The following is a 24,594-nucleotide window of genomic DNA, read 5'->3' on the forward strand; positions in this document are numbered from 1 at the left end:
CCTGACATTGGTTAGGTACGGTACCACCGAACCTGACAGCTGTCAGGTAGCACTCCGGGTAACCTGGTCGATCGTGCGCACAGTCGTAGTCATCGGAGGCGGGATCGTCGGTCTCGCCACCGCCTGGGAGCTGACCAAACGTGGTCTGGACGTCACGGTGCTCGAGAAGGAGGACCACTGGGCGGCCCACCAGACCGGGCACAACTCGAACGTCGTCCACGCGGGGCTCTACTACAAACCCGGGTCGTTCAAGGCCAGGATGGCGAGCGCGGGCAACCGGTCCATCGTGGACTTCGCCCGGCAGTACGGGGTGCCGGTGGAGGTCTGCGGCAAACTCGTCGTCGCCACCTCCGAAGCGGAGCTTCCGGCGCTGAAGGTGCTCGCCGAACGCGCCGAGGCGAACGGCGTCCCGGCGAAGCTGATCACCCCGAGCGAGGCCCGCGAGTACGAGCCCGAGGTCTCGTGCGTCGCCGCGCTGCGCGTGGAGTCCACCGGCATCATCGACTTCCCCGCCGTCTGCACCGCACTGGTGCGGCTGCTCGACGAATCCGACGCCGATTTGCGGCTCGGCACGCCCGCACTGGGGATCCGCCAGGGCCGCACCGGCGGCGTCGAGGTGGCGACCGGTGACGACGTGATCCACGCGGACGCCCTCGTCAACTGCGCGGGCCTGCACGCCGACCGCGTCGCGCGGCTCGCCGGGCTGACCCCGAGCGCGCGGATCGTGCCGTTCCGCGGCGAGTACTACGAGCTGAAACCGGAACGCCGCCATCTGGTGCGCGGCCTGATCTACCCGGTCCCGGACGCGTCGCTGCCGTTCCTCGGCGTGCACCTGACCCGCATGCTCGACGGCAGTGTGCACGCCGGCCCCAACGCCGTGCTCGCGCTTCGCCGCGAGGGCTACACCTGGCGCGACATCTCGGCGAAGGATCTCGCCGAGGTCGCCCGCTTCCCCGGCGTCTGGCGGCTCGCGCGCAAGTACGCGTACCCGACCGGGCTCGACGAGGTCCGCCGGTCGTTCTCGCGCCGCCGCTTCGCCGCAAGCCTCGCTCGGCTCGTCCCCGCCGTCACCGAGGACGACATCGTGCGGCACGGCTCCGGCGTCCGCGCGCAGGCGCTGCGCCCGGACGGCGCGCTCGTCGACGACTTCCTGATCGAGACCGCACGCGACCAGGTGCACGTCCTCAACGCGCCCTCACCGGCGGCGACCAGCGCGCTGGAGATCGCGAAGCACATCGCCGACGAACTGGCCTAGAAGGCGGGCATGTTCCCGGTCACCAGCGGCATCACGGCCTGCGGGATTTCGCAGGCCTTGGCGTTGTCGCTGAGGTCACCGGTGTCGACCTTGACCGAGGAGGTCTCCGTGACCGGGAGCATCGCGACGCAGATCGGGCTGTCCGGGCTCGAATAGACGAACCACTTCTTGCCCGCCACCATCTGCTCGACCGGCGTGCCGTCGAGACCGGGGACGTCCTCGAGTTTCGTCGCCGTGTAGATCCACAGGTCGAGGGCCTTCTTGCCCTTGTCGCCGTCGTTGTCGTCCCACTGGCAGCCGTTCTTCGGGTCCCTCGACGAACCGTTCATCGGCCGCGCGGCCTGGAGGTTGAACGGCGTCACCTGCTCCGGCTTGAGCAGCGAGCACGGATCGACGGTCATGAGCGGGCCGGAGGGCTCGATCGGCTTCTGGCCGGGGGGCGCGGTGAGCGGCGGGCTCGGCTGTCCGCCGGGGAGGTGGGACGCGACCGCGGGAGCCGCGGCCTTCGCCAGGTCACAGGCCTTGGTGACGTCTTCGCCGGGGGCCTCGCTCGTGATCTCGACGAAGGTCTTCGGATCGAGTTCGGTCATCAGCGAACAGTGGCTCGGGCCGAAGATGGACGCGTAGCGGGTCCAGGTGAACCCGCCGATGCCGAACTTCTCCCCGGGAAGAGCGCCGTTGACGTACTCGACCAGCGGGAGGTCGAAGCTCTGCGACACCTCGAGCGTGACCCCGTCGGGCGCGTCCTCCAGCTCCGGGTACCGGCAGGTCCCGGGGACCTTCTGCACCTTGTCCGCCGGACGTTCCTTGCCGGGAAAGGTGACACCGATGGCTGCCGCCTGCTCCTGCGTGAGCAGCTTGCACGGCTCGGCCTTCGTGATGACGGGCCCCTGTCCCGGCACCGGCGAGGCAGTACCGCCGACGACCGACGTGCAGCCGCCGAGCGTCAGCACCGCCAGCCCGAGCGCGAGCGAATTCCGAAACCGCATGCGTCCTCTTTCCCTCACCGCCGACCGCTACTTGGATGTCGGCGTGAGCACCTCGGTTCCGCCGAGGAAGGGGCGGAGCGCCTCCGGAACCCGGACGGAACCGTCTTCGAGCTGGTGGTTCTCCAGGATCGCGACGATCCACCTGGTGGTGGCCAGCGTGCCGTTCAGCGTGGCGACGGTCTGCGGGCGGCCGTCGTCGTCGCGGTAACGGATGCCGAGGCGGCGGGCCTGGAAGGTCGTGCAGTTCGACGTCGAGGTCAGCTCGCGGTAGGTCTTCTGCGACGGCACCCACGCCTCGCAGTCGAACTTCCGGTACGCGGAGGTGCCGAGGTCACCGGTGGCGGTGTCGATCACCCGGTACGGCACCTCGATCTTGGCGAGCATCTGCTCTTCCCAGTCCAGCAGGCGCGCGTGCTCGGCCTCGGCGTCCTCGGGACGCGTGTAGACGAACATCTCGACCTTGTCGAACTGGTGGACGCGGATGATGCCGCGGGTGTCCTTGCCGTACGAACCGGCCTCGCGGCGGTAGCAGGACGACCAGCCGGCGTACCGCTTCGGGCCGTTGCCGAGGTCGAGGATCTCGTCGGCGTGGTAGCCGGCGAGCGGGACCTCGGACGTGCCGACGAGGTACAGGTCGTCGTCGCGCAGCCGGTAGACCTCCGACGAGTGCGCGCCGAGGAAACCGGTACCCGCCATGATCTCCGGCCGCACCAGGGTCGGGGTGATCATCGGGGTGAAGCCGTTCGCGGTCGCCTGCGCGATCGCCATGTTCAGCAGGCCGAGCTGCAGCTGGGCGCCGATGCCGGTGAGGAAGTAGAACCGCGAGCCCGAGACCTTCGCGCCACGCTCCATGTCGAGGGCGCCGAGGCCCTCGCAGAGTTCGAGGTGGTCCTTCGGCTCGAAGTCGAATTTCTTCGGCTCGCCGACGTGCTTGAGCACGACATAGTCGTCCTCGCCGCCTTCGGGCGCCTCGGGGTGGACGAGGTTCGGCACCAGGCGGTGCAGCTGCTCGAACTCCTCCGACGCCTCGGTCTGCTCGACCTCGGCCGTCTTGACCTGGGCGGCGAGGTCCTTCGCCTTGGCGAGCAGCTCGGCCCGCTCGTCGCCCTGTGCCTTGGGGATGAGCTTGCCCAGCGACTTCTGCTCGGCGCGCAGCTTGTCGGCGGCGGCGATGGACGACCGGCGGCGGGAGTCGAGGGAGAGCAGCTTGTCGACCACTCCTTCGTCCTCGCCACGGGCGCGCTGCGAAGCGCGCACGACGTCCGGGTCATCGCGCAGAGTCCTGGGGTCAATCACGAGTGCTGAGAGTAGTCCGTGCGAGCCGCACAAAATGTGCGGGTCCACGCGGATAACCCGACAGTCTGATCGTTGCCGCCCGTTTCGGGCCGTCCCCATACTGAGATCTCCCTGCTGCGGACGGAGAAACCCGATGACCGATGCGGACCTGCTGGCGCGGCACAAGGCGGTACTGCCGTCGTGGCTGGCGCTCTACTACGACGAGCCGATCGAGATCGTGCACGCGCAGGACCGCCGGGTCATCGACTCGACCGGGCGCACCTACCTCGACTTCTTCGCCGGCATCCTGACGAACTCGATGGGCTACGACGTCTCGGCGATCAGCGACGCCGTGCGCAAGCAGCTCGACACCGGCATCCTGCACACGTCAACGCTGTACCTGATCCGCTCGCAGGTCGAACTGGCCGAACGCATCGCGAAGCTCTCCGGGATCCCCGACGCGAAGGTGTTCTTCACCAACTCCGGGACCGAGGCCAACGACACCGCGCTCATGCTCGCCACCCAGTACCGGCGCAGCAACCAGGTGCTGGCGATGCGGAACTCGTACCACGGCCGGTCGTTCGCGACGGTCGGCATCACCGGCAACCGCGGCTGGTCGGCGTCGTCACTCAGCCCGGTGAAGGTGAGCTACGTGCACGGCGGTTACCGGTACCGCAGCCCGTTCCGGGCGCTTTCGGACACGGAGTACATCGACGCGTGCGTCGCGGACCTGGTCGACGTCCTGGAGACGGGAACGTCGGGCGACGTCGCGTGCATGATCGCCGAGCCGATCCAGGGCGTCGGCGGCTTCAGTTCCCCGCCGGACGGCCTGTTCAAGGCGATGAAGGAAGTCCTCGACCAGTACGGGATCCTCTTCATCTCGGACGAGGTCCAGACCGGCTGGGGACGGACCGGGGAACACTACTGGGGGATCCAGGCGCACGACGTCGTCCCCGACGCGATGACCTTCGCGAAGGGTCTCGGCAACGGTCTCGCGATCGGCGGCCTCGTGGCGCGCGGCGACCTCGTCGACTGCCTCACCGCGAACTCGATCTCGACCTTCGGCGGCAACCCGGTCGCGATGGCGGGCGCGGCCGCCGTACTCGACCACATCGCCGACCACGACCTGCAGGCCAACGCGCTCGCCCGCGGCAACGAACTGCTCGGCGGCCTGCGCGCGACGGGGCACCCGCTGATCGGGGACGTGCGCGGCAAAGGCCTGATGATCGGCGTCGAACTGGTCGAGCCGGGCGGGATGACGCCGAACCCGGGGGCCGCGGCGCGCATGATGGAGGAGACCAAGGCGCGGGGGCTGCTGATCGGCAAGGGCGGGCTGCACGGCAACGTGCTGCGGATCGCGCCGCCGATGACGCTCACCGCCGACGAGGCCGCCGAGGGGCTCGGGATCATCACCGACGCACTGGGCGCCATCTCCTGACGGACTCGTGAGTGGTAAGGACGGTTCTAACCGTCCTTACCACTCACGAGGATCAGGACTTCACGAAGCGCGCGATGACCTCGCCCAGCCGCCCGCCCGCGTCCTCCTGCAGGAAGTGGCCCGCCCCGGTGATCGTCGGATGCTCGAGTTCGCGGGCGCCGCGCATCGAGCCCCGCAGTTCGAGGCCCCACGGCGCGGTGATCGGGTCGCCGTCGGAGAACGAGACCAGGAACGGCTTGTTCAGTTCCGCCAGCACCTTCAACGCGGCCCGGTTGGCGGCCGCGGCCGGATCGTCCGGGGTGATCGGCACCAGCGACGGCATCGCGCGCGGCGCGGCCTTGTACATCTCGTTCGGGAAGGGCGCGTCGTAGGCGGCGCGGACCTCCTCGGACAGCTTGGTCTGACAGCCCGACTGCACGAAGCGCCCGACGTCGAGCACCTGGGCGTTCTCGACGGTGTCGCGGAACTTGTGCCACAGCTCGGGCATGTCGGTGTCGCCGGTGGGGAGGCCGGTGTTGGCCGCGACGACCCTGGCGAACCGATCGGGGTTTTCGGCGACCAGGCGCAGGCCGATCAGGCCGCCCCAATCCTGGCCGACCAGGGTGACGTCGGTCAGGTCGAGGACGTCGAAGGCGAACGCGCGCATCCACTCCACGTGCCGCTGGTAGGTGTGGTCGACCATGTCGCCGGGTTTGTCGGATCGACCGAAGCCGACCAGGTCGGGCGCGATGGCGCGCAGCCCGGCGTCGGCGAGCACCGGGATGACCTTGCGATAGAGGTAGGACCAGGTGGGCTCGCCGTGCAGCAGGAGAACGGGCGGCCCGTCTTCGGGTCCGGCCTCCACGTATCCCACTCTGATCACGCCGCCGTGAAGGTCGACGAGTTCCGCGTAGCGCGGTTCGAGGTCGAAATCGGGCAGGTCCGAGAACCGGTCGTCCGGTGTCCTTAAAAGGCGCACGACCCCCACGTTAGTGGGAATCGTGCGCCGATGCCGGTTTCAGCAGGTCAAGAAATCACGAAATGCCGACGGCCACGACCAGGCCGAGGGCCAGGTGCGCGGCCGCGACCACGACGCTGACCGGGGCGAACTTGTCGCTCTCGATGGTCGAGCGGACGTCGATGCGGGTCGCCCACTCCAGCAGCCGGACGGCCAGCACCTGGACGACGATGCCGAGCAGGCCGTAGACCAGCGACGTGATGAGGCCCTCGGTCAGGTCGCTGGCGGAGTTCGCGATCGCCACGACGACGATGAACGCCATCGACAGCAGGCCCGACGCGGTGACGATGACCGCGTTCGGCAGGCCACGGCTGACCAGCTGGGACAGCTTGCCGGGCGTGGTCCAGTCGATCGCCCAGAACCCGGCGAACATCAGCAGCAGGCCGACGACGCCGTATAGCAGGATCGCGCCGATCCCTCGCACGAGGTCGGAGCCGAACGTGTCGGACAGCGCAAGGGTGGTGGTCACAGGGTGCTCCCAGAGGTACGTGCTGGTCAGGAATGTCAGGTTTGTGCGGTTGCTTCTATCACGACTCGACGATGCGGTGCGGGACGAACGCCGCACCGTCGTCGGTGACGAGTCCCGCGGTCTCGCGGATGCCGAGGCCGGCGGCCTGGTCCCCGACGATCCACGCGCCGAGCGCGGGCCGGTAACCCTGGAACTCCGGGAGCGGGTCGAACGCCTGGTAGACGAAACCTTCCGCGCCGTAGACACCGTCGGTTTGCGTCTCGTACCCGGTCGCGACGATCTGCACGTTCGCGCCCTCGCGGCCGAGTTTCGGCTTGCGGACGTACTCGGTCAGCAGGCCGGGATCGTCGGCGAAGGCGGGCAGCAGGTTCGGATGCCCCGGGTAGTTTTCCCACAGGATCGCCAGCAGCGTCTTGTTGGAGAGGATCATCTTCCACAGCGGCTCGACCCACAGCGTGCGCGGCATGGTCTCGACGGCGAAGCGGCCGAACTCCTCGTCGACCACCCATTCCCACGGGTAGAGCTTCACCACGGTCGCCATCTGCGCCTCTTCGAGGTCGACGAACCGCTTGAGCACCGGGTCCCAGCCGATCTCCTCGATCGACAGGCCGACGGTGTCGAGCCCGGCCTCGGCCGCGGTCTCCTGCAGGTACGCCGTCGTCACGTGGTCCTCACCGGACGGATCGGCCGACGACCAGGTGAAGTGCAGTTCGTTGGAGGGCAGCTTGTCGGCGAGTTCGCCCCAGCGCTCGACCAGCTTTTCGTGGATCGAGTTCCACTGGTCGTCGTCGGGGAAGACCGCGGTCTTCCAGTGCCACTGCAGCACCGCGGCCTCGAGCAGCGAGGTCGGGGTGTCGGCGTTGTACTCGAGCAGCTTCGCCGGGCTCTTGCCGTCGTACCGCAGGTCGAAGCGGCCGTAGACGTGCGGATCCTGCCGCTTCCACGACTCGGCGATATGCGGCCAGACCCACTCGGGGATGCCGAAGCGGTGGTACTGCTCGGTGGTGATCACGTTGTCGACCGCTTCGAGGCACATCGAGTGCAGCAGCTCCACGTCCGCCTCGACGGACAGGATCTCGTCCATGTCGAAGACATAGTGGACCGACTCGTCCCAGTACGGCCGGGACTTGCCGGAGCCGTCGCGGGCGGGCGTGCCGAAGACCAGGCCCTGCTCTTCGACGATGTTCTGCCAATCCCGCCGGGGCGGCTTGGAATCCCGGTACACCTACGAGCCCCCGCTCTTGCCGCTGCCGCCGCTCTTGCCGCTGATGCCGAACCCGCCACGCTGGACGGACTTGCCCGATTTCGTGCTGACGTTCGCGTTCGACGGCGCGGTGTACGAGCCACCCGACACGCGCTGCCCGATCGCGCCGGAGCCGCCGTAGTTGTAGCGGTAGCTCTGCATCGGCCCGCCGATACCGCCGATGGGGAGGAAGAAGAACCCGCCGCTGACGTAACCGCCGTGCGACCGCACGTAGTTCTCGTCGCAGTTCTGGTCGTTGTCGACGATCTCGGTGTCTTTGGTGGTGCAGACGGCCGTGACGTTCTCCGGCTTCGCGACCGTGTAGAACGTCGCGACCAGACCGACCAGACCGACCGTCACACCGGTTCCGATCAGGATCTTCTTCTTGGTCGAAGACTTCTTCTCGGCGGCGCGAGCGGCTTCGGCGGCCAGCGCCTCCTGGCGCTCCTGCTCCGCCAGCGCCTGCTGTCGCGCCCGCTGCTCGGCCAACGACGGCTGCCGCGCCTGAGTGCTGCCGTCCTGGAAGCGCATGGAGCCGCGCTTCGGCGGCTCCTGAGGGCCCTGTGCCCCCTGGTTGTCATCCTGCGTCATCGAAGCTCCGTAATCGCCCGCCGGCCCGAACCCGTGTCTCAACACTAACCACCCGGTATGCGCACCTTACGTGCGGCGCGGGCATCATGGAGTGGATGTCTCAACAGGCCGAGCGGTTCCGTGATCCGCGAAACGCGCTGAGCACCCTGCGCACCCGGCTCGTCATGGCCGGTGTGTTCGCGGGCGCGATCATCGCGCTTTCGCTGAGTGTGGCGTTTTCGTGGAACGTGGGCCCGGAGGGCGGTGCGGGCGGCGGCGCCCCCAAACTGTCGCCCGCCGCGGCTGAGGCGTTCCAATCTCCCCCTGGCACCTGTCTGACCTGGAACAATCCGGACGCCACCGACGCGCGGCGCGTGCCGTGCGCCGAAGCCCACCTGTTCGAGGTCACCAGCATCGTCGACATCGGCGCGCAGTACCCGCCGGGGGCGCCGAGCCCGAACCTGGAGCAGTGGCAGGAGATCTCCAGGTCCCAGTGCACGATCGACGTCAAGCCGTACCTCGGCCGCACGCTGGATCCGTACGGCAAGCTGAGCATGAACCTGCTCCGGCCGACGCCCGCGCAGTGGGCGGACGGCGACCGGCAGCTGCGCTGCGGTCTGCAGTGGGCGGGCCAGGGCGGCAAGCTCCAGGCGACCAAGGGACCGGCGAAGGAACAGGACCAGTCCGCCGTCTGGGAGCCGGGCACCTGCCTCGCGCTGCTCAACAACAGCTTCGGCGACCCCATCGACTGCGCGCAGGCGCATTCGTACGAGATCATCGCGACGCTCGACCTCAAGACGAAGTTCAAGGACGGTTACCCGTCGCAGGAGCAGCAGAACACCTGGCTGGACACCGCGTGCTCGACGGCCGCGCAGGAGTACACGGGCAACGCGGACCTGGCGGAGAAGAAACTCATCCTCAGCTGGGACGTCCGCGAGCAGGAGAGCTGGGACGCCGGGTCGACGCTGGTGAACTGCAAGGTGGCGGCGGTCCTGCCGGACAACAAGGGGCTGGCGCCGGTCACCGGGAGCGTCAAGGTCGGCACCGGTGAGACCCCGCCGGCAGCGTCGTCTACGTCCTCTTCGGCCCCGAAGACCGGAGGATGAGCGCGTGCCCGTCGAGATGACCCAGCAGCGATTCGAGGAGCTGGTTTCGGAGGCGCTGGACGAGCTCCCGCCCGAATTCGCGGACGCCATGGACAACGTCGTGGTACTCGTGGAGGAGTTCAACGAGGAGTCGCCCACGATCCTCGGCCTGTACCACGGGGTCGCGCTGACCGAGCGGACCCACGAGTACGGCGGGGTGCTGCCGGACCGGATTTCGATCTACCGGCGCCCGCTGCTGGAGATGTGCGACACCGAGGAGGACGTCGTCGAGGAGGTGCTGATCACGGTCATCCACGAGGTAGGCCACCATTTCGGCATCGACGACGCGCGCCTGCACGAACTCGGGTGGGGCTGAGCCGCCGGGCAGGGCGAGAGCAAAGGTCCCTTGCTCCCCCGGCACCGACACGGCGGATTCCGCGCCGAAGGCGACATGGTCGGTGATTTTTGTGCGTGGAGCACCACGGGTTCTCCGGATTCTTAACTGGGCGTAACAACCCAGCCACTTTGGGCGACAGCCCCCGCTAAACTTTTCGACACGTTGTCGTCGGCCGACGCCGGCGAATGCCTGGGGAGGCGGTCCATGGCCGAGTCGACGGCACGAGGGGGGAGCGACCGGCGATTGCGCTGGTTGCTCGCGTCCAGCGCGGCGTCGAACCTCGGCGACGGGATCGGCAAGGTCGCGTTCCCGCTGCTCGCGGTCACCCTGACCCGCGATCCGCTGCTCATCGCCGGTCTTTCGGCGACCCAGTTCCTGCCGTGGCTGCTGTTCGCGCTCCCCGCGGGCGCGCTGCTCGACCGCGTCGACCGGCGGCGGGCGATGATCCTCGCGAACGGCGTCCGCGCCGTCGTCGTCGGCGGGACGGCCGCCCTGGTCGCGTCGGGCGGGGTGACGATCTGGCTGGTCTATGCCGCCGCGCTGCTCATCGGCTTCGCGGAGGTGGTCGCCGACAGCGCCGCGAACGTGCTCATCCCGGCGGTCGTCGGCAAGGGTTCGCTCGACAGCGCGAACAGCAAGCTGCAGGCGTGCGAGATCGTGGGGCAAACCTTCCTAGGCGGGCCAGTCGGGAGCGCCACCTTCGCACTCTTCGCGGCCTTCCCGTTCCTGCTCAACTCGGTGGGCTTCGCGATCGCGGCCGTCGTGTTGATCGGACTCGCCGGGAGTTATCGGCCGAGAGCCACCGACCACGCGCCCGCCGCCCTCCGTACCGAACTGGCGGAGGGTTTCCGCTGGCTGAAGCAAAGCAGGCTGGTGCTACGGCTGGTCGTGATCGCCGGGCTGATCAGCCTGGTCAGCGAACTCGCGCAGGCGCAACTGGTGCTTTACGCGATCGAGTACCTGCGTCTCAGCGAAGCGGCCTTCGGGCTCTTCGCGTTCGTCGGCGGTATCGGCGGCTTGCTCGGCGCGGCCGTCGCCCCGCGTCTGGTGAAGGCGACCAGCCGTCGCGCGGTGCTCCTCGGGGGCACAGCCGGCTGCGGCGCGGCCTTCACAGGCATGGGCCTGACGAGCTCGCCGGTGGCGGGAGCGGCGCTGTTCGGCCTGTTCGCGGCCGCCGTGGTCGCGGTGAACATCGTGCTCGGGACGGCGCGGCACACCCTCGTCCCCGGCGATCTGCTCGGCCGGGTCCTCGGCGTGTGGCGCACCGTCGTCTGGGGCGCGATCCCGATCGGCGCCCTGCTCGGCGGCGTCCTCACCCACGCCCTCGGATCGCCTGCCCGGACGTTCCTCACGTCCGGGCTGCTGCTGTTCGGAGTAGCCGGTTTCGCGTTCGTCTCGTTACGGCAAGGAGCCTTCGATGACGAATCGGCCACGGAGGACCGGGTTCTCCACCGGGACCGGTGAAAACAAAGGCCTTTGGTGCTGAAATAGCCCATCACCGCCACGGGTGACGGGGAGGTCCGCGATGCAGCAGACACTGGTGCCGGAGGCCGGCGTGGGGACGACAGAACCTTCGAGACGCCCGCAAGTACTCACCGCCGTCGCCGGCTTCGTGATCGGCGGTGGCGTGATCGGCATGCTGTGGGCGCTCTCGGGCGTCAACGCGGGGGCGCTCGAAGACGCGCAAGACGCCTGTTCGGCGCTGGCCAGGGTCGGCACGATCCCGGACACCACCGGCTCGGCACCCGGCGAACGGACCGTGGCCGTCCTGGCCCCCGAGGTCCTGCACCGGATGACGGCCGCCCGCGAACTCTCCGCCGCGGCGGCCGCCGCCAACGACACCTACCGGCCGCTGGCCGAGCACATCGACGGGGTCAGCCGGATGGTGTTCAGCCTGCACTTCAACCAGATCTCGGGACAGCGGCACCTGGCGCAGGCCGAACAGCTCTGCACCCAGCTCTAGCCCTTGTGGACGGTCTTGACGGTCAGCTGATTGCCGGGGATCTTCCCCGCACAGCCCAATCCCTGCACCGGCACGAAGTTCGACGCCGTCTCCTGCGGCAGGTACACGCGCAGCCCACGGGTCTCGGTGGGCTTGCAGACCGCCTCGTCGTAGTTGCGGACGTTCACGAAACCGACGTCGGCGATCGCGCTCTCCCCGTTGGCGAGCTGCACGGGTCCGCCCTTGGTGCCGTCGCGGAACGCGGCCTCGCCGACCTGGTGGCCGTCGGCTCCGGTCACATAGGAGACACCTGGGAAGCCCTGGACGGTGCACGGGTGCCCGCTCGCGTTGGTGATCACGAGCTTGCGGTACACCGTGCCCGCGGCGGCGTCACTGTCCTGGATGGACAGTTTGACGTCACCCGCCTTGCACAGCCCGTCGTTCTTCGACGCCTGTGCGGGCGGCTGGACGGGCTGCGGGGCAGGCGCCGGGCTCGAGGAGCTCGCGCTGGGCGCGGCGGAGGTGTCCGGCGCCGAACTGGACGGCGACGCGGACGTGTTCTGCGCGACGGGCGCGGTCTCCGAACCGCAGGCGCTGAGCAGCAGAAGCCCGGCGGTACCCGCGACGAGACCGCCGATGGAGATCATCTTCGAACGAACCATGGTCATTCGCCTCCCTGAATCGGACGCTGCCGGGTGACCCACTGTTCAGTAGACGTGGTGTCCGCCGTGCGGGTTGCGCTCCACCGGTTAATTCCCCACAAGGTGTTAATCGATCTTGTGGGGTGTATTCCCCGGCGGAGTCGGAGGCAAACGTCCCAGGTCAGGCTTCGACGGGGGTGTCGGCCCAGGTGAGGCAGGTCCAGCCGGCCGGGGTCGCGACGAGTTCGACGACACCGGTGTTCGGGATGAGCCCCTGGTTGGCGACCTCGGCGGTCACGTTCCCGGCGAGCCATTCACCGCCCAGCCGGATCGCGCCGCCGTGGCTCACCAGCACCACCGTGCCGTCGGGGTCGGCCTGCTCGTGCTTGGCGCGCAGACGGGCGACCGCGTCGAGCATGCGGACGCGGACCTGCGCACCGGTCTCGCCGCCGGGGATGGGCGGGTCGAGCTCGCCGAGCGTCCACCGGCGCACGACGCTCATGTAGATCGTGATCGAGTCCTTGTCCGTTTTGCCTTCGAGGTCGCCCGCCGCGACCTCGTGCACGCCGTCGAGCACCTGGACGTCCAGGCCGAGTTTCGCCGCCAGCGGCGCGGCGGTCTGCTGGGCGCGGACCGCCTGCGAGGCGTAGACCGCGACGATCGGCTCGCCGTCCAGCCGGGTCGCGAGGTCCCGGGCCTGCTCGCGGCCCAGCTCGGTGAGCGGCGGGCCCGGCAACGCGGTGTCGAGCGCGCCTCGCACGTTGCCCTCGGTCTGGCCGTGGCGGACGAGGAGAAGTTTCACGCCTGTGCTCCCTTCCGTACCGACTCGACCCAGCCGATCGCGTCGGTGAAATCGTCGTTGGCGGCACCCGGCTCGATCTCGGTCGTGCCGTTGTCCGCGCGCGGGTGGGAGCCGAGGAACCGCACGTTCCGGCACCGGCGGCGCAACGCGGCCAGCGCGTCTCCGATCCTGGGCTCGGCGACATGCCCCTCGAAGTCGATGAAGAAGCGGTACTCGCCGAAGTTGTTCCTGGTCGGACGGGCGTCCAGCTTGGTCAGGTTGATGCCGCGGACCGCCAGTTCGGTGAGCAGCTCGGCGAGGGCGCCGGTCCGGTTCGTCGCGGCGGCGACGATCGACGTGCGGTCCGCCCCGGTCGGTTCCGGCAGGTCGCCGGGCGCTCGGACGAGGATGAACCGGGTCTTGGCGTCGCGGACGTCGGCGACCTCGGTGGCCCGCACTTCCAGCGGGTAGTGCTCGACGGCGACCGGCGCGGTGACGGCGGCGTCGAACTCGCCCGCGTCCACCGCGACCGCGGCCGCCGCCGTGGACGACGTCGCGACCGGACGCGCGCCCGGCAGGTTCGCCTCGACCCAGTGGCGGACCTGGGCGAGCGCGTGCGGATGGCTGGCCACGGTGCGGATCTCGGTGGTTCCCGGCCTGGTCAGCACGCTGAAGTGGACCGGCAGCAGCACCTCCGCCACCGCGACGAGCGGCTCGGCCTCGCTCAGGCTGTCGAGGGTGGCGGTGACGGCGCCTTCCACGGAGTTCTCGATCGGGACGCACGCGGCGTCGGCGGCGCCCGCGCGCACCGCGGCCAGCGCCGCGGGGATGGTCTCCGCCGGGATCAGCTCCTCACCGGGGGCGAGCCGGCGCGCGGCCTGTTCGGTGAAGGTTCCCTGGGGGCCGAAGTAGGCGATCCGTGACACCCCGCCAGATTACGCACGGCGCGGGTGGCGACTTTCACTCGGACAGCCGGTACGCGCACCGGTTACGCCGGGTGGCTTTTTTTGCCATGCTTAGGGCGTGACCGCCGAACCGGGCACGCGCACCGGCCACGAGGACGCCGGCTCCTCCTTCGCTCCCCCGCCGGACAGCCCCACTCCGGAGCTGGTGTTGTGCGCCGTCGATGACCCGCTCGCACAAGCCTGGACGACCGTCGCGGACACAGTGGACGGCCGGGTCTTCGTGCACCGCGGGTCCGTGCTCGACGTCGTCGCGCAGGCCGTCGTCAGCCCCGCGAACTCCTACGGCTGGATGCGGGGCGGCATCGACGCCGTGTATGCCCGCGCCTATCCCGACGTCGAGCAGAACGTGCGCAGCGCCGTGCTCGCCTACCACGGCGGAGAGCTCCCGATCGGCGAAGCGGTGATCGTGCCCACCGGCGAGGCCGAGCCCGCCTGGCTGATCAGCGCGCCGACGATGCGGGAACCCGGCGAGCACCTGCCGCGGGACACCGTGCATCCGTACCTGGCCGCCCGGGCGGTGTTCCAGCAGTGGCGCGACGGCAGGCTCGACCAGGGCCGGGTCCGTGATCTCGTGCACACGATCGCGATGCCCGGACTCGGCACCGGCTTCGGCGGGGTCGCGCCCGCGGTCTGCGCGCGCCAGGTCGCCGCGGCGTGGAACGAGGTCTTCACCCCAGGCCGCCCCCGTAACGGACGGTAACGCCCCGAAGCGGGGTACATCACATCGCAGCGCGTTCACGAGCCGTAAGCCCTACCGTTAAAGCGGCTTCATCCGGTTCGAGGCACGTTCACCCGCCGAGAACTCGTCAACACGGTTTTGTACGGCGCCAGCGCAGGCGACGGGCGAGGAGTGTGCGATGCCGCGGGTCCGTGAGCTCAGTCCCTACGTCGAGCTGCACCGTGAGCAGTGGCGCGAGTTGCGCAGGTCGACTCCTCTGCCGCTGACCGCCGCGGAACTGCTGCGGTTGCGCGGTCTCGGCGAACAGGTCGACCTCGCCGAGGTCGCCGAGGTCTATCTGCCGCTCTCCCGGCTGATCAATCTCCAGGTCGCCGCCCGGCAACGGCTGTACGAAGCGACCACCACCTTTCTCGGCGAAGACAGCCGGGGCACCAAGGTGCCGTACATCATCGGGATCGCGGGCAGCGTCGCCGTCGGCAAGTCGACCACCGCGCGCATCCTGCGCACCCTGCTCGCCCGCTGGCCGGATCACCCCAGGGTCGACCTGGTCACCACCGACGGGTTCCTCTACCCGCGTGCGGAACTGGTGCGGCGCGGGATCATGCACCGCAAGGGTTTCCCGGAAAGCTACGACCGGCGGGCGCTGCTGCGGTTCGTCACCGACGTGAAGTCCGGGGCGGAACGGGTCAGCGCTCCGGTGTACTCGCACCTCGCCTACGACATCCTTCCCGACGAAGAGCAGGTCGTTCAGCGGCCCGACATCCTGATCCTCGAAGGATTGAACGTCCTGCAGCCCGGCCCCCGGCTCACCGTCTCCGATCTATTCGACTTCTCGATCTATGTGGACGCGCCGACGACCGACATCGAACGCTGGTACATCGAGCGCTTCCTCAAGCTGCGGCACACCGCTTTCGCGGACCCCGCTTCGCACTTCCACCACTTCGCCGGCCTCCCGGACGACGAGGCCCGCGCCGAGGCACGCCACCTGTGGCGCACGATCAACGAGCCCAACCTGATGGAGAACATCAAGCCGACGCGGCCCCGGGCGACTCTCGTCCTCCGCAAGGACGCCGACCACACGATCAACCGGGTCCGGCTGCGCAAGCTCTGAGGCCGGAGCCGGAACTCGTGTGGCCGGGGGCGGAACTCACGTGATCAGAGCCGCAACACACGTGATCGGAGCCGTAACTCGCGTGCTCGGGGGCGCAACCCACGTGATCGGGGGCAGAACTCACGTGACCGGAGCCGCAACACACGTGATCAGACCCCTGACTCACGTGACCGGAGCCGTGACTCGCGTGCCCGAGGGCGCAACTCATGTGATCGGAACCGGAACTCGCGTGGTCCGGAGCCGCAACACACGTGATCAAACCCGTGACTCACGTGACCAGACCCGTGACTCGCGTGCTCGGGGGCGCAACACGCGTGATTGGGGGCGCAACTCACGTGATCGGGGGCGCAACTCACGTGACCGAAAGCGCAACACGCGTGATTGGGGGCAGAACTCACGTGATCAGGCGGACGACACGCGTGCTTGGATGGACGGCACCCGGGCCGGGCGGGCCGGAGGACGACACGGCGTGACCGGGCGACCACGGAATCTCTACTCACAGCGAACGTTCACGACAAGTCCCAAGATCACTTCGCCGGAAGCCGATCACGCGGGCGGTTTCCGGCCGTTCCCTCACAAGGACCAGCCTTCGCACCACCGGAGAGCCGGTGGTGGGCGCCGGTCGCGCACCGCTGTCGGCAGGCGGCTTTCCTCGGCCGATCGGCCGATCCACGCTCAGTACGTGTAACCGGTTGGCCGATACCGGCTACAGCCGCCCGAGGCGACCCTTGTCTCAGGGGTTCACGAGGTCTCGAAAAGGACCTTGAGCAGGGAGGAGGGTCACGATGTTCTCGATCGTCTTGACCTGGATCGGCTCGATTCTCGGCCTCGCGCTCTTGGTGGCCATGGCCGCCGGCGCCTTCGTCGTCGACTTCGACGACGCCCGCGGGGACCGTCGCCGGAAGAAGCCGCAAGTCACGGAGAACAAGGGCACCCCCGCGGCACCGCTGGGCTGAACCGCGGTGGGAGTTCCAGCCGATCAAGGCGTCCGGACGTCTTGATCCTCGCGGAGACCCGCTCAGTCGAATGGATTGTGCAGCTGCGCACCGAGTCCGGCCATGTCGGCGAGGTTCCGGGTGACCAGGGTCAGCTCGTGGACCCGGGCGGTCGCGGCGATCAGCCCGTCGATGGACGGCACTTTCCGCGGCGCGTACTGCCTGCCCCATTCGGCCGCGATTTCGGCGGTCACCGGAAGAATCCGTTCCGAGAACTGCGTGGTGAGCCCGGCCAGCCACTCGGTCAGCGCTTCCGCACGTTCCCTGTCCCGCTCCCCTCGATGCCTGAGTTTCGTTATCCCCCTCTCGATCTCCCCCACCGTCAGCGCGCTCAAATAGAGCCTGCTCGACGACACTCCGCCCCACCACCGGGCGAAACCCGGGTTCTGCGTGCGGCGCCGAGCCTCGGACACGATGTTCGTGTCCAGCAGAAAGCTCACCCGCTCACCTCCACGACATCTCTCGGCAGGTCTTCCGCGCGTTCGGCGGCGATCTCCTCCAGCACGTCGGCCAGCGCCTCCCCGTACTCGGGATGGTGCTGTTCCCCGGAGAGCACTAGCTTGAAATCGAGGGCTTCGCCGCTTCCGGTCAACCTGCGGTAATCGACGATGTCCAGCACCACGGCCACCTCCTCCCCATGTTTCGTGACGAACTGCGGCCCATCGGACGCGGCACGGCGCAGCAACTCACTCAGCCGCTGCTTGGCGTCCTGCACTTGCCAGGTTGCTGCTTCCATCTAGACAGACTAGACAGAATGAGGGGGGTTGGCAAGGGCTGGGGAGGGGTGACCGGCGGAAACGGGTGGTCAGGCGAGCTCGCCGAGCGCCTTCCGGTAGTCGTCGACGTCGTAGTCCATCTCGTGCTCGCCCGCTTCGGTGAGCTGGGCGGACAGCGCGTCGATGAGGCGGTCGAAGATCTCGTCGCGCTCCTGCCCGGTCTCGCTCAGCCGCCGCACGGCCTGCCAGACCTCGGCAGGCTCGTCGGCCCAGAGCTGGTCGACGATCGTGGTCTTGAGCGCGAGCCGCATCCGCGGTTCGCCGTCGAAGGTCTCCTCGGCCAGCGCCTCGTGGTACTCGGGGTGCTCCCCGATCACCAGCAGGCGGCGCTGCTCGGGGTCGGCGGGTTCGAGTTCCAGCTCCTCGTCCCCGATCTCCGCGTAGACCGTCGGCACGGCGAACATGCGGCGCGCCAGGGCATCCGCGAGTTCCGCCGGGTCTTCGATCCCCTCGGAGCCGTCGAAGTAGACGTCGAGCGTGGAGTCCTCGTCCTGCGCGAATTCCTCCAGGAACTCGGTCGCGCTCTCGAGCAGCGCGACACGCGCGGCTTCGGGGAGTCCGGCGCGGTCTGCGGCCCAGGTGACCCAGCCGAGCAGAGCCGGCTCCAGCGCGTCTTCGTAGGCCTCGTCGATCTCGAATTCGCCGTCCAGCAGCGATTCGAGGAACCGGGCGAGCTTCTCGGGGCCGACCCGCAGCGGGCTGCCCGGCTCGGTTTCACAGCCGTGATCCACGAGCAGGCGCGCGTAGAACCGCGCCGCTTCCGTGTCTTCCACGAGCCCGGAACCGACGAAGTCGGCGACGACCTCTTCGCGGACCTGCTCCGGCCACTCGGTGATCTCGGGCGACGGCTCGGGAGCGGGAAGCGCCCGGATCCAGGCCAGCGCGAGCGCGTGGAACCGCGCGTAGTCCTCGCTGACGTCGGGCTCCTCGACGACGTCCGTCGCGGCCAGCCCGTCCGCGAGCAGCTGGTGGGCCCGCTCGGGCAGCACCCGCTCCAGCGTGACGAGTTCCGGGTCGTCGGCGGCCTGCTGCCGCATCTCGGCCAGCACGTCCTGCGGCTTGTCGACCACGACGACGTCGCGGATCCGGCCACCCTCGGTGAAGTCGACCAGCGCGAGCAAGCCGTGCTCGGCGCCGCCGCGCGAGAAGACGCACAGGAGGGAGGACTCGTCACCGAAGACGTCACCGGTCCGCCAGCATTCCCCGACGGTCACCGCGGCCAGCTCCGCCGCCCATTCCGGTTCCGGGATCCCGCGGCCCAGCACGGTGTTCAGCGCCGACGCGGCCGCCTCGCGCTCCTCCTCGGTCTCGGCGAAGACCTTCAGCCCGGCGAGCAGTGCGGCCGCGGCGGGGGTGATCTTCCGCTCGGCGAACGCGATGAGCTCCAGGCCCAGCGGCGTTTCGTCCTCTTCGAGCTCGATCTCCCACCACTGGCCGAGCACTTCGGAGGTCAGCAGCTCGACGTCGAGCACCTCGGGTTCGGCACCCAGGGTCGAGAAGTCCCGGAGGACGTCCTTGAAGAGGCCCGTCACACTCGGGGTGGAGGGCTGGGCTGCCTTCTTGCGGGCACGGCTCACCGGACTCATGGCGACATGTTTTCACGCGGACCCGGCCGGGTGCGTCGCGGTGGCCCTGGGCGCGGAACACGGGGTCCCGGACGCGGGCGGACACCGGTTCACCGACCACCGCGACTTCGACCTCTTCGCCGGGTTTCCTCGGTTCGCTTGAATAACGACAGGCGGCGGGCGCGGTTACGCCCTGACCGGTTTGGGAATCGCGATTCTCGCCGCTTTGACCTCGGCGATCAGCCGCGTCTTGCGTTTGTGTATTTCCACCAATGTGCCGAGGTACGAACTGAATTCTTCAGCCGTACCGGCCTTTTTGTGCGCCGTGCGCAGTTTGCGCAGTTGCCGGGCCGCCTCGCGGTAGGCGTTCGGATCCTTGCGCGTGATCAATTCTTCGACATGGTCCCGGTACACGGGAATGGTTTCGGCCGGATGGGCGACGGAACGGGAATCCGCGAGTTCGACACGCACCGGCAAAGACGCCTCGAATCGCACCGCGGCCCGCCATGCCTCGTCGGCGCGGTCCTCGCCGAGCAACGCGCGGACGAGTTCGTCGGCGGCCTCCGTGCTCCCCGCGGCGAGTTCACGCAACCGGGCCAGCGCGGCCTTCCGCTGCGCGACCCAGCGCCCCGTTTCCAGCGACTCCTCGCGCAGCGCGAGGTACGTCGCGGCCGTGGGCTTCTCGTCGAAGCCCTTGCGCGACAAGGGAACCGGCTCGTCCTCGGGTGGAGGAGCCTCCTCCTTCTTGTCCTGTGTGAGCGCCCGCGCCGCATGCGCGATGGCCTCGCTGTGCCGTCCCGCCGCGCGCAGCACGCGCACGATCTTGAGACTGACGTCCACCCGCGGCGGCTTGGCGGCGAGAATCGCGACGAGCGCGTCGACGTCGCCGGACACCTCCGCCAGCTCCTCGCGCAGCCGCTCGGCGGTCTCGCGTCGCGCACCGGACGGCTGCTCGGCCAGCACGCTGTCCACAGTGGACTTTATTCGCGCTATCCCCTTGTCTCCCAACGCGGAGGCGAAGTCGGCCAGCTCGATGACCGGCCAGCCGGGGCCGTCGAACTCCACTTCGAGGATCCAGTCGGCCAGACTCTCCGGATCCGGCGGATGCGCCACACAGGCCCGCGCGTACAGCTCGACGGCCCGGTCCAGCCGATCGGCGACCTCGCCCGAGGCGTCGTCGATCTGCTCCAGCATCTCGCTGATGTCGTCCACGGTCCGGCGGGCGAGCGGGGCGAGATCGGCCCGGCTTCCTGCGTCGAGAAGCCGCTGAAGCGTGTCAAGGACGGAACCGACCTTCGCGGCGTACTCGACGTTGCCCGCCAGCACGGCGGTGTCGAGGAGGCGGTGCGCCTCAGCCACGTCACTCCCCTGGGTGGCGAAGCGGTTCTCCAGCGCCTGCCGTAACGCAGGGTCACGCTCGGCTTGGGCGTGCAGCAGGTCCGCCAGCGTTTCCGCGTCCAAGGTACGCAGGTAGGGGCGCAGATCCGTCGGGGAACTCACCCGGACAAGTCTGCCCGACCGCTTCGCCGACTCGTGTGGGCCAACAGCGTGCTCTTTTCGGCGTAATCGCTCACCAGGTGTGACCAGGTCAGCGTCGTCATCGGCAGCCGCCGGGCGAGCTGCATGACGATCGCCGAGACCACCCCCGCGAGCAGCGAAATCGCCCCGGCGGCGGCGAGCGCGCCACTCAGCACCCGGCGCCCGCCGTCGATCGCGAGCTGCGCCGAGTACTCGATCTGCCGCGCGGCGAGATCGCCGAGGGTCCGGCCGACGACGTCGGCCGCGACCCGCCAGGCGGCCTGGCCGACGGGCGGCGGCGTCGCCGCGCTCAACGCGCTTTCGACCGCGCCGAACCGGCCCCAGTCCTCGCTCCCGACGAGATCCCGGTAGGTCTGGCGACTACTTTCCGTCAGCTTTCCGGCGATCGCGTCGAGCCTGGACCGGTAGGCGCCCACGGCGGCGGCGTAGTCGCGCCGCCCCGCGTCGTCGATCCCGGCGACCGCGAGGGCATCGCTGCGGTCCATGCCTTCGACCGCGGTGAGCAGTTCGACGGCGATCGTCTGCTGGTAGCCGACCTCGGCGTCGGGTGCCGCCCGCGCGATCTCGCGCAGGGAGGAAAGCGAGGCGTCGATGCGATCGGCGTACGCGGTGTAGGTGGCGGAGCGGCTGCCGGGCGCCTTCAAGGCGACCGCCCGCTCCCGCTGCAACGACGCGATCCCTCGGCTCGCCTCGGCGAGGGTGACCGCTCCGTTCTCGGCGTCGTCGCGGTCCTCGATGGCCTGCTGGACGAGAAATCCGCCGATGAACAACGCGACGAGCACGAGGGCCGCGCTCGGCACGAACGCGATGGAGAGCACGCGAGACCGAAGGCTTCGCTGATACGTCAAGACTTTCCTTCCGGATGGTCTCCCGACGCCGAGCGACGTTATGCAAGTTGCACTTTGCACGTCAACGCTCGTCCGCCATACGGCCGTTAGCGCACCGTGACGATCTGGTAGGCACGGCACGTGACACTCGACGATCTCAACCAGCGCCTCCGCGACTTCGCCGCGGCACGGGCCTGGGAACCGTTCCACACCCCGAAGAACCTGGTCATGGCGCTGTCCGGCGAAGTCGGCGAGCTGACTTCGCTGTTCCAGTGGCTCACTCCGGAGGAGTCCGCGGAGTGGCGTTCCGACCCCGAACTGGCCCACAACGTCGTCGACGAGATCGCCGACGTCACGCTGTACCTCATCCAGCTCGCGAACAGCCTCGGGGTGGACCTGATCGAGGCGGCGAACGCCAAGATCGACCGGAACGAAATCCGCTTCCCGGCGCCCGGTTAGCCGCCTTTCGGGTCTTGTGGGGCGTTCGTTCGGCGGAAACACTGTGCCGACGTTCCCTGGAGGTGGCCCTTGTCGCGTTCGGCTCGCACCGTGTTCCTCGCCCTCGTGCTGTCACTGAGCGCGGTCGCCGCGCCGGCGTACGCAACGCCGCCGCCGCCGACGACGCATCGGGACCCGGGCAACGGGCCGGAACGCAACGAAGTCGCCGCGACCGATCAGCCGATGAGCGTCGCGCGGGCCGCGGCGGGCGAGAACCTCGCGGGCGACCATTCCGGCTATCCGCGCAAGACCAAGCTGCGCGTCCACCCGGAGAACACCGCCGACAAGTCGATCAAGCTCGGGCTCGCGCCGTATCACGCGATCGCGCCGAAGCTGAACGCGTTGCAGGCGCGCAGCGACCGGATCTCCGTCGAGATCGCCGGGCAGTCCGGCCTCGGCCGGGACCTCTACCTGGTGACGATCACCGCGCCGGAGAGCCCGGCCGAGACGCGGCGGCAGGACGCTTGGCGGTCGCTGATCGAGAACGACCCCACCCGCGCCGCCCGCGACCCGTTCCTGCGCCACGGCTACAAGGCGCCGGTGTGGATCAACAACAACATCCACGGCAACGAATGGGAAGGTACCGACGGCGCGCTCCGCGTCATCGAGAAGCTGGCGACGTCGAACGACCGCCAGACCGCCGAACTGCTGAAACGGAACCGCTTCTACTTCAACGTCACGGCCAATCCGGACGGCCGGGTCGCCGGCACGCGGCAGACGTCGCAGGGTTTCGATCCCAACCGCGATTTCGTCACCGCGTCGCAGCCGGAGGTGCGGGCCATGCGCGGGATCGCCATCGGCAAGCAGCCGCTGATGATGCTGGACGAACACGGCTACGTCGCGAACACGCTCATCGAGCCGACCACCCCGCCGCACGGCCAGAACTACGATTTCGACCTCTACCTCAAGCACGGGTACGCCAACGGGCTCGGCATGGAGCAGGCGGTCAAGGCACTCGGGCGGCCGGAGACGGCGAAGCCCGAGATCCCCTTCCGCGACTACGAACCCGGCAGCTGGGACGGCTGGGCGCCGATCTACACCGCCCAGTACGCGATGTACCACGGCGCGGTGTCGTTCACGATCGAAGTCCCGATGCGGGTCAACAACGCGGATTACGAAACGCAGCCGGTGGCCGAACTCCAGCGGCGCGCGGTGATCAACACCGAGGTCGTCGAGGCCACCATCGGCAGCACGCTGAACTACGTCGACCGCAACCGCGGTGAGCTCATCGCGAACCAGATCGAGATGTTCCGCCGTGGCACGGCCGGTGAAGCGCAGCGCGAGATCCCCGACGGGTTCGTACCCGGCTTCGGGCCGGAAGACCGCTACCGCACGGAGTTCCCGCGCGCGTACGTCATCCCCTCCGGCGCGGATCAGCGTTCGGCCGTCGCCGCCTCGCGTCTCGTCGACCACCTGGTGGCCAACGACGTCCGCGTGCGGCAGGCGGATCGCCCGTTCTCGCTGGCCGGGCGCCGGTATCCGGCCGGTTCGTACGTGGTCGACATGCACCAGCCGAAACGCGGCCTGGCGAACGTGATGCTGGAGCAGGGCAGCGACATCTCGGCGAAGGTGCCGGTCATGTACGACATCTCCGGCTGGAGCCACCGCCTGCTGTGGGGCGCTTCGGTCGACATCGTCAAGCAGGGCAGGCTCGACGTCCGGGCGCACGACGTCATCGCCGCGTCGCCGACCGGCGGCGTCGACGCCGCGCCCGGCCGTGACCTCGCGCTGAAACTCGTCGACGGCAAGGACGTCAGCGCCGTCAACGACCTGCTGAACCGGGGCCTCGCGCTGGGGCGGACGGACGACGGCACGATCGTCGTCCCCGCGTCGGCCCGCCCGGCGGCCGCCGAGGTGGCGGACCGCTACGGCGTCCGGTTCACCGAAGCACGCGGGACGGCGACGCCGTTGACGCGGAAGACCATCGCGGCCGCCGTCGGACCCGACGAGCTGAAAGCGCTGCGGGACATGGGCTTCGACGTGCGGCCGGTGTCGGCGGCGGTGCTCGACGCCGGGTTCGACTGGTCCAAGGTGGACCTCCTGTTCGTCTCATCGGGACTGCGCTACACCGATCTCGCCCCGGCCGCGAAGGACGCTTTGCGTGCCTTCCTCGCTCGCGGCGGCGTGGTCACGCGCGGTGCCACGGGCGCGCGGTTCAACACCGACGTGGGACTTCTCGAAGCGCGTCCGGTGGCGGGCTGGGAAGACGGGAACGGCGTCGTGTCGGTGGTCAACGGGACCGGCCCGGTGGGGAGCGGCGCGCTGCCGGACTCGTTCGTCTACGGGCCGTTCTGGTTCACCGATCTCGGCTCCTCGGTCAGCGTCGAGCAGCGCTACGCGAGCGGGAATCCGCTGGTCGCGGGCCATTGGCGGACCCAGGACGACGGAACGGGCGGCCCGCTGCAGGCGGCGGGGCAGGCCGCGGTCGTGTCCGGGACCTCGGGGCTCGGCGGGCGGGCGGTGCTGTTCGGCACCGAACCGCTCTTCCGCGATCACCCGAAGGGCTTGTACTCGCAGGTGGCCAAGGCGATTTACTGGGCCGCCGCGAAGTAACGTG

At 69.2% G+C, this 24,594-nt stretch carries 25 protein-coding genes; 11 read left to right on the forward strand and 14 right to left on the reverse strand.

Features of this window, described 5'->3' with window-relative positions; genetic code table 11:
* Positions 1-7: 7 nt before the first annotated feature.
* Entirely contained in the window at positions 8-1,255 is a 1,248-nt protein-coding gene (gene lhgO / locus CVV72_RS28145; protein WP_370641821.1) for an L-2-hydroxyglutarate oxidase, read from the forward strand.
* On the opposite strand, the gene CVV72_RS28150 is transcribed toward lhgO, so the two are convergent.
* Positions 1,252-2,244 (reverse strand): DUF3558 family protein, encoded by a 993-nt coding sequence (locus tag CVV72_RS28150; protein ID WP_219146591.1) that lies wholly within the window; start codon positions 2,242-2,244, stop codon positions 1,252-1,254. The genes lhgO and CVV72_RS28150 overlap by 4 nt on opposite strands.
* Positions 2,245-2,271: 27 nt before the next feature.
* Positions 2,272-3,540: a serine--tRNA ligase gene (serS, locus tag CVV72_RS28155; protein ID WP_219146593.1), complete on the reverse strand. Its 1,269-nt coding sequence runs from the start codon at positions 3,538-3,540 to the stop codon at positions 2,272-2,274.
* Between the two features lie 133 nt (positions 3,541-3,673).
* On the opposite strand from serS, the gene CVV72_RS28160 reads away from it, so the two are divergent.
* On the forward strand, positions 3,674-4,957 hold the full coding sequence (locus CVV72_RS28160) for an aspartate aminotransferase family protein (protein ID WP_219146596.1): 1,284 nt from the start codon (positions 3,674-3,676) through the stop codon (positions 4,955-4,957).
* Between the two features lie 52 nt (positions 4,958-5,009).
* Here the strand turns inward: CVV72_RS28160 and CVV72_RS28165 are convergent, their stop codons facing one another.
* From CVV72_RS28165 to CVV72_RS28180, 4 genes are read right to left on the reverse strand one after another with little or no spacing between them, the layout of a single operon-like run.
* Entirely contained in the window at positions 5,010-5,915 is a 906-nt protein-coding gene (locus CVV72_RS28165) for a haloalkane dehalogenase (protein ID WP_219146598.1), read from the reverse strand.
* Positions 5,916-5,970: 55 nt separating this feature from the next.
* Positions 5,971-6,423: a DUF350 domain-containing protein gene (locus tag CVV72_RS28170; RefSeq protein WP_034309700.1), complete on the reverse strand. Its 453-nt coding sequence runs from the start codon at positions 6,421-6,423 to the stop codon at positions 5,971-5,973.
* 58 nt (positions 6,424-6,481) lie between these two features.
* A complete protein-coding gene (locus CVV72_RS28175; protein WP_034309698.1) occupies positions 6,482-7,648 on the reverse strand; it encodes a glutathionylspermidine synthase family protein in 1,167 nt (388 codons plus the stop codon).
* Positions 7,649-8,257: a hypothetical protein gene (locus CVV72_RS28180; RefSeq protein ID WP_255632290.1), complete on the reverse strand. Its 609-nt coding sequence runs from the start codon at positions 8,255-8,257 to the stop codon at positions 7,649-7,651.
* A gap of 95 nt (positions 8,258-8,352) precedes the next feature.
* On the opposite strand from CVV72_RS28180, the gene CVV72_RS28185 reads away from it, so the two are divergent.
* The 4 genes from CVV72_RS28185 (at position 8,353) to CVV72_RS28200 (ending at position 11,681) form a co-directional block, all read left to right on the forward strand.
* Entirely contained in the window at positions 8,353-9,342 is a 990-nt protein-coding gene (locus CVV72_RS28185; RefSeq protein ID WP_219146600.1) for a septum formation family protein, read from the forward strand.
* A gap of 4 nt (positions 9,343-9,346) precedes the next feature.
* Complete coding sequence (locus CVV72_RS28190; RefSeq protein ID WP_034309691.1) at positions 9,347-9,697, forward strand: metallopeptidase family protein; 351 nt, start codon at positions 9,347-9,349, stop codon at positions 9,695-9,697.
* 225 nt (positions 9,698-9,922) lie between these two features.
* Positions 9,923-11,182 carry an MFS transporter gene (locus tag CVV72_RS28195; RefSeq protein ID WP_219146602.1) on the forward strand — a complete coding sequence of 420 codons (1,260 nt, stop codon included), beginning with the start codon at positions 9,923-9,925 and terminating at the stop codon, positions 11,180-11,182.
* Between the two features lie 61 nt (positions 11,183-11,243).
* Positions 11,244-11,681 carry a hypothetical protein gene (locus tag CVV72_RS28200; RefSeq protein ID WP_219146604.1) on the forward strand — a complete coding sequence of 146 codons (438 nt, stop codon included), beginning with the start codon at positions 11,244-11,246 and terminating at the stop codon, positions 11,679-11,681.
* On the opposite strand, the gene CVV72_RS28205 is transcribed toward CVV72_RS28200, so the two are convergent.
* The 3 genes from CVV72_RS28205 to pheA all read right to left on the reverse strand — a co-directional run bounded on the left by CVV72_RS28205 (position 11,678) and on the right by pheA (position 14,008).
* The gene (locus tag CVV72_RS28205) at positions 11,678-12,328 is read right to left on the reverse strand and encodes a DUF4232 domain-containing protein (protein ID WP_219146606.1); all 651 of its coding nucleotides are present in this window, start codon (positions 12,326-12,328) and stop codon (positions 11,678-11,680) included. The two genes, CVV72_RS28200 and CVV72_RS28205, sit on opposite strands and share 4 nt — an antisense overlap.
* Positions 12,329-12,482: 154 nt before the next feature.
* Positions 12,483-13,103: a histidine phosphatase family protein gene (locus tag CVV72_RS28210; protein ID WP_219146608.1), complete on the reverse strand. Its 621-nt coding sequence runs from the start codon at positions 13,101-13,103 to the stop codon at positions 12,483-12,485.
* Positions 13,100-14,008 (reverse strand): prephenate dehydratase, encoded by a 909-nt coding sequence (pheA, locus tag CVV72_RS28215; RefSeq protein WP_219146610.1) that lies wholly within the window; start codon positions 14,006-14,008, stop codon positions 13,100-13,102. Before pheA ends, CVV72_RS28210 begins: the two co-directional genes overlap by 4 nt.
* A 97-nt stretch (positions 14,009-14,105) precedes the next feature.
* Between pheA and CVV72_RS28220 the strand changes: the two genes are divergently transcribed.
* The 3 genes from CVV72_RS28220 to CVV72_RS28230 all read left to right on the forward strand — a co-directional run bounded on the left by CVV72_RS28220 (position 14,106) and on the right by CVV72_RS28230 (position 16,793).
* Positions 14,106-14,747 (forward strand): macro domain-containing protein, encoded by a 642-nt coding sequence (locus CVV72_RS28220; protein WP_219146612.1) that lies wholly within the window; start codon positions 14,106-14,108, stop codon positions 14,745-14,747.
* A gap of 157 nt (positions 14,748-14,904) precedes the next feature.
* Complete coding sequence (gene coaA, locus CVV72_RS28225) at positions 14,905-15,837, forward strand: type I pantothenate kinase (RefSeq protein ID WP_034309674.1); 933 nt, start codon at positions 14,905-14,907, stop codon at positions 15,835-15,837.
* 785 nt (positions 15,838-16,622) lie between these two features.
* On the forward strand, positions 16,623-16,793 hold the full coding sequence (locus CVV72_RS28230) for a hypothetical protein (protein WP_167373516.1): 171 nt from the start codon (positions 16,623-16,625) through the stop codon (positions 16,791-16,793).
* Positions 16,794-16,855: 62 nt separating this feature from the next.
* Here the strand turns inward: CVV72_RS28230 and CVV72_RS28235 are convergent, their stop codons facing one another.
* From CVV72_RS28235 to CVV72_RS28255, 5 genes are all read right to left on the reverse strand, one after another.
* Entirely contained in the window at positions 16,856-17,272 is a 417-nt protein-coding gene (locus CVV72_RS28235; protein WP_219146614.1) for a type II toxin-antitoxin system VapC family toxin, read from the reverse strand.
* Positions 17,269-17,568 carry a type II toxin-antitoxin system Phd/YefM family antitoxin gene (locus CVV72_RS28240; RefSeq protein ID WP_255632291.1) on the reverse strand — a complete coding sequence of 100 codons (300 nt, stop codon included), beginning with the start codon at positions 17,566-17,568 and terminating at the stop codon, positions 17,269-17,271. The genes CVV72_RS28235 and CVV72_RS28240 overlap by 4 nt, the downstream gene beginning before the upstream one ends.
* A gap of 69 nt (positions 17,569-17,637) precedes the next feature.
* Positions 17,638-19,194: a DUF1841 family protein gene (locus CVV72_RS28245; protein WP_219146617.1), complete on the reverse strand. Its 1,557-nt coding sequence runs from the start codon at positions 19,192-19,194 to the stop codon at positions 17,638-17,640.
* A 165-nt stretch (positions 19,195-19,359) separates the two neighbouring features.
* A complete protein-coding gene (locus CVV72_RS28250; RefSeq protein WP_219146619.1) occupies positions 19,360-20,673 on the reverse strand; it encodes a hypothetical protein in 1,314 nt (437 codons plus the stop codon).
* The gene (locus tag CVV72_RS28255) at positions 20,670-21,560 is read right to left on the reverse strand and encodes a nitrate- and nitrite sensing domain-containing protein (RefSeq protein ID WP_255632292.1); all 891 of its coding nucleotides are present in this window, start codon (positions 21,558-21,560) and stop codon (positions 20,670-20,672) included. Before CVV72_RS28255 ends, CVV72_RS28250 begins: the two co-directional genes overlap by 4 nt.
* A gap of 120 nt (positions 21,561-21,680) precedes the next feature.
* Here CVV72_RS28255 and CVV72_RS28260 point away from each other — a divergent pair, with 120 nt between their 5' ends.
* Both CVV72_RS28260 and CVV72_RS28265 read left to right on the forward strand, forming a co-directional pair.
* Complete coding sequence (locus CVV72_RS28260; RefSeq protein ID WP_219146621.1) at positions 21,681-21,998, forward strand: nucleotide pyrophosphohydrolase; 318 nt, start codon at positions 21,681-21,683, stop codon at positions 21,996-21,998.
* Positions 21,999-22,067: 69 nt separating this feature from the next.
* Positions 22,068-24,590, forward strand: a complete 2,523-nt coding sequence (locus CVV72_RS28265) for a M14 family zinc carboxypeptidase (protein ID WP_219146623.1) — start codon at positions 22,068-22,070, stop codon at positions 24,588-24,590.
* Positions 24,591-24,594: the final 4 nt, after the last annotated feature.

The organism is Amycolatopsis sp. TNS106 (assembly GCF_019330265.1).
Taxonomy (GTDB): Bacteria; Actinomycetota; Actinomycetes; order Mycobacteriales; family Pseudonocardiaceae; genus Amycolatopsis; species Amycolatopsis lurida.

Coding starts and splice junctions, on each gene's coding strand:
- CVV72_RS28150 (WP_219146591.1), bottom strand. CDS start 2,244: ATGCGGTTTCGGAATTCGCTCGCGCTCGGGCTGGCGGTGCTGACGCTC.
- CVV72_RS28160 (WP_219146596.1), top strand. CDS start 3,674: ATGACCGATGCGGACCTGCTGGCGCGGCACAAGGCGGTACTGCCGTCG.
- CVV72_RS28180 (WP_255632290.1), bottom strand. CDS start 8,257: ATGACGCAGGATGACAACCAGGGGGCACAGGGCCCTCAGGAGCCGCCG.
- CVV72_RS28185 (WP_219146600.1), top strand. CDS start 8,353: ATGTCTCAACAGGCCGAGCGGTTCCGTGATCCGCGAAACGCGCTGAGC.
- CVV72_RS28195 (WP_219146602.1), top strand. CDS start 9,923: ATGGCCGAGTCGACGGCACGAGGGGGGAGCGACCGGCGATTGCGCTGG.
- CVV72_RS28200 (WP_219146604.1), top strand. CDS start 11,244: ATGCAGCAGACACTGGTGCCGGAGGCCGGCGTGGGGACGACAGAACCT.
- CVV72_RS28205 (WP_219146606.1), bottom strand. CDS start 12,328: ATGACCATGGTTCGTTCGAAGATGATCTCCATCGGCGGTCTCGTCGCG.
- coaA (WP_034309674.1), top strand. CDS start 14,905: ATGCCGCGGGTCCGTGAGCTCAGTCCCTACGTCGAGCTGCACCGTGAG.
- CVV72_RS28230 (WP_167373516.1), top strand. CDS start 16,623: ATGTTCTCGATCGTCTTGACCTGGATCGGCTCGATTCTCGGCCTCGCG.
- CVV72_RS28240 (WP_255632291.1), bottom strand. CDS start 17,568: ATGGAAGCAGCAACCTGGCAAGTGCAGGACGCCAAGCAGCGGCTGAGT.
- CVV72_RS28245 (WP_219146617.1), bottom strand. CDS start 19,194: ATGAGTCCGGTGAGCCGTGCCCGCAAGAAGGCAGCCCAGCCCTCCACC.